The organism is Infirmifilum sp. (assembly GCF_049970975.1).
Taxonomy (GTDB): Archaea; Thermoproteota; Thermoprotei; order Thermofilales; family Thermofilaceae; genus Thermofilum; species Thermofilum uzonense.
The window spans coordinates 1-3,114 of the sequence record NZ_JBMFLX010000142.1; the positions used below are offsets into that span (position 1 = coordinate 1).

Consider the following 3,114-nt stretch of genomic DNA (forward strand, 5'->3'; position numbering starts at 1 on the left):
AGGCCGTCCCGCCTCTAGTAGCTAAGAGGATAGCTCAAGCAGTAATGCACCTACTTAAGACCCTGGAATAGCGGGTACTCAAACCAGCTCTTGGTTCTCTTTATTGTGCCCTTCTTTTCCCTTATAAGGCTCAATTGATGATTCAGGCACTTAAAAGAATTTTCACGATAATCTCGATCAGTTAGGTGTTTGCATATCTGGGGCAGTTTCCCTTTAGTACCTATCTGCTCCTCAACAAGCCTGCTGTTTTGTAGGATAAGCTGGTAAAGCTCGTTCCAGTCTGCAACCTTCCACATTCTTCTGAGGACGAAACCTATGTTTTCACGTACTTCTGTTCCGCTCCACGATCTATCATCAGGATCAAACAGCTTTTCGCTCCCTCTGAAATAGTGCCACCCCTTAGAGCCGTACTTTCCGTTGAGCTCTTTTTCAGTGCTTCGATCCCCCTGTTCCGCGCGCTTTACTAGTTTTACATCATTCCATGTAACATAGCCTATAATCTTGCACGGGATGTTCGTGACAGCATTTTCTACTTCTGCTAACCATTTTCTCCAATCCTCACTCATTTTTGCTTCTGCCTCAGGCACGTTTCTAATTATCCAGGCTAAGTGCTCGTCCGGAAGACCCACCCATACCGCAACGTATGCGTCGTAGGGTCTAGCTCGAATAGCCGAAGCTGGTACCAGTAGCCAGCGCTGATCTCTTCTCACTTCTTTGACTTCTATCCAGAAGTTTGCTGTTTCATAATCGTTGTTTCTCTTTATCGCTATAATGTCGGGGAGATATTCTCCAAAAATAAAGTCTGCTACATCAATGTCTGTAAGAACCTCTAGACCGCACTTATTTCTCAGAAACTCCCTGAACGCCACCTCTGCAATTTTACCATATATGAAGTTCTCTATGAATTCGCCGAGTGCCCTTTTGCCTCTCATTATTCCGCTGTACTTTTCGATCCTTCCAGTCAAATAAACATATATTGTGAAGCCCAGAATCTCTAAATAATCGTCTCTCGAGACGTATACGTCCTCTCCTACGGATACTGAACCCATAATTGAGCACCTCTGTGACAATTTTTTAAGTTAGCAAGCACTGACTGTGAACTGAGTGTCTTACGCGTTTAAATGTTTATCGAACCGGTGGAGTTCTGAGACTCGAAGCGCGCTTGAAGAACTTTTCCTCCGACAACGCTTACTTTCTTCATGAAAGCCACGAAGCGACTTCTCGAAACATCCCCTCACACTACTCACGCGGATAACTCATCTTTACCCGTCTCTCCGCAGGGTGTTTGACTTCTTTTCCATAGCGAACTTACATAAGCCTCTGAGCACACAGACTTCGCACTTCGGGCGTGAAGCAGTGCAGATGCTCCTTGCAAAGTCCAGCACACCGTAGTTGAACTCTTTCGCCAGCTCGGGATCTCTAGGCAGTATTCTCCTCGCGAGCTTCCAGAAGCTTGGATCCATGTGTGGCCTTTTTCTACTCGATTTAACGCCAAAGAACCTCTCAAGCATTCTTACCATGTTTCTGTCGAGAAGAGGCTGGGGCTGACCGCACGCAACTAGGAGCTCCTCAGAGGCGATGTAGTCTCCCACACCGGGGAGCTCCTTGAGAAGCTGTCTGTCGCAAGGTATCCTCCCGCCCCACCTCCCTACAATGTGCTCAGCAACCCTTTTAATTTGAACAGCTCTCTGGCGCTCTATGCCTAAAGGGCGCAGAATGCTCTCGACGTCTTCAGTCCTTTCGCCCACAAGCTTCTCTGGAGACGGGTACTTCTCAAGAAACAGCTTGTAAACACGCAGAACCTGCCTTGTTGTGGTCTTTCTCAGCATGAATGCTGCAACAAGAACAGCCCAGGGATCCCTGGTGTTCCTCCACGGGAGCCCCTTGTCACCATTAACTCTGTACCATTCTATGATGCCCCTCTGGAAGAACTCTGCTCTGCCAATTTCAAGCCCCAAGGATATTCACCGGTCCACCATCATTTCGGCTCTGCTTTCAATTCCATTTCTCATATTTCCAGCAAAATATATGCTAGCATGTAAACATTTTCTGGTCTAAAGTAAATTTCTGTATCCAAGTAAATAAGTTTACATGGGATTCAATAAAAAATGTTTGTGTAGCGTTGATGCGGTGGGTGTATCGGCTTCTTAAGCAATTTTTAGCCGTTTTCAGATCCTCTCCCCAGGGATTGGGGTAACGCCCTACACACTAGCTACCTGTCCGTCTCCCTCATTCCTTCATTAAGATGGTGATTCGTAGCCCATCACCACGTAAAACACCTCCTCGCCCCCTCCTTGGCAACCTAGGTAACCTAAGGCTTGAGGTCGTGAGACAACTTTAGAGGTTTGTGAGACAAGTTAGTGACACATATGTGAGGTGATAAGGAAGACGTAGTTATGCTTGCATCATGCTTAGACAATGCAAGAATCCAGGCAAGCATTTTTCCTTCTAAGGTTCTTCTAAGGGAGCCCGACAGGCTGGCCAACGGAGTCGATATCTGCTAGATATCCCGGAGATATCTAGTCTGGCAGATCTAGTTTAAACGCTACAAGCGAGGTAATCCTATGAGCTTCGCTGTTAGGACCAGCTCTACCTCCCTGAGTAGGGGGCGCGCGGTCTGTCCTAGATGTGGTAAAACAATATCTTAGGTTGAAAGGAAGAGGGTTGGCTTCACTCGATCCAGCTGTTTCATCAACCTGGGAAAAAAGAGGAGGAGAGGGATGTTATTTTACCACAAGGATCTTCTCTCCTTTTGAGAATATCCTCTCGAACAGCTCCTTTGCCATTTTTCTCACGGCTTCCGGACACTTCACCCTCTTCCCGTAGTATAACATTATTGCATTATAATCCTGCTGTGAAAGCTCTATCCTTTCCTGTTGTGGTGCTTGTGGTATTTGTGGTGCTATCCTGTTGGCAACATTCAGCAACCTAGAGGCTAGGTTCCTCAGTGCCAGAGATGCTGCCTCCTCCCCTCGATAAAAGCATTTATGCTAACTATCCTTCTTCCGAGCTCTCCAGTTAAGAAATCATTGATGTTTAGAGTTTGATCTCGCGGAGAGAGCGATAGTATGTCCTTTCTATATTGGATGTGCCCCTCGTCACTTCTCATCAGAC

At 46.6% G+C, this 3,114-nt stretch carries 3 protein-coding genes; all 3 read right to left on the minus strand.

The features are described 5' to 3' along the window. Positions 1–50 precede the first annotated feature (50 nt). Positions 51–1,049 (minus strand): hypothetical protein, encoded by a 999-nt coding sequence (locus ACP5KC_RS09660; protein ID WP_428287425.1) that lies wholly within the window; start codon positions 1,047–1,049, stop codon positions 51–53. Positions 1,050–1,262: 213 nt separating this feature from the next. After that, on the minus strand, positions 1,263–1,958 hold the full coding sequence (locus ACP5KC_RS09665) for an A/G-specific adenine glycosylase (protein ID WP_428287426.1): 696 nt from the start codon (positions 1,956–1,958) through the stop codon (positions 1,263–1,265). 765 nt (positions 1,959–2,723) lie between these two features. Beyond that, entirely contained in the window at positions 2,724–2,927 is a 204-nt protein-coding gene (locus tag ACP5KC_RS09670) for a hypothetical protein (protein WP_428287427.1), read from the minus strand. Between the last annotated feature and the right edge of the window lie 187 nt (positions 2,928–3,114).

Bases quoted from the DNA above. Each gene is read 5' to 3' on its own strand.
- ACP5KC_RS09660 (WP_428287425.1), bottom strand. From the start codon at position 1,049: ATGGGTTCAGTATCCGTAGGAGAGGACGTATACGTCTCGAGAGACGAT.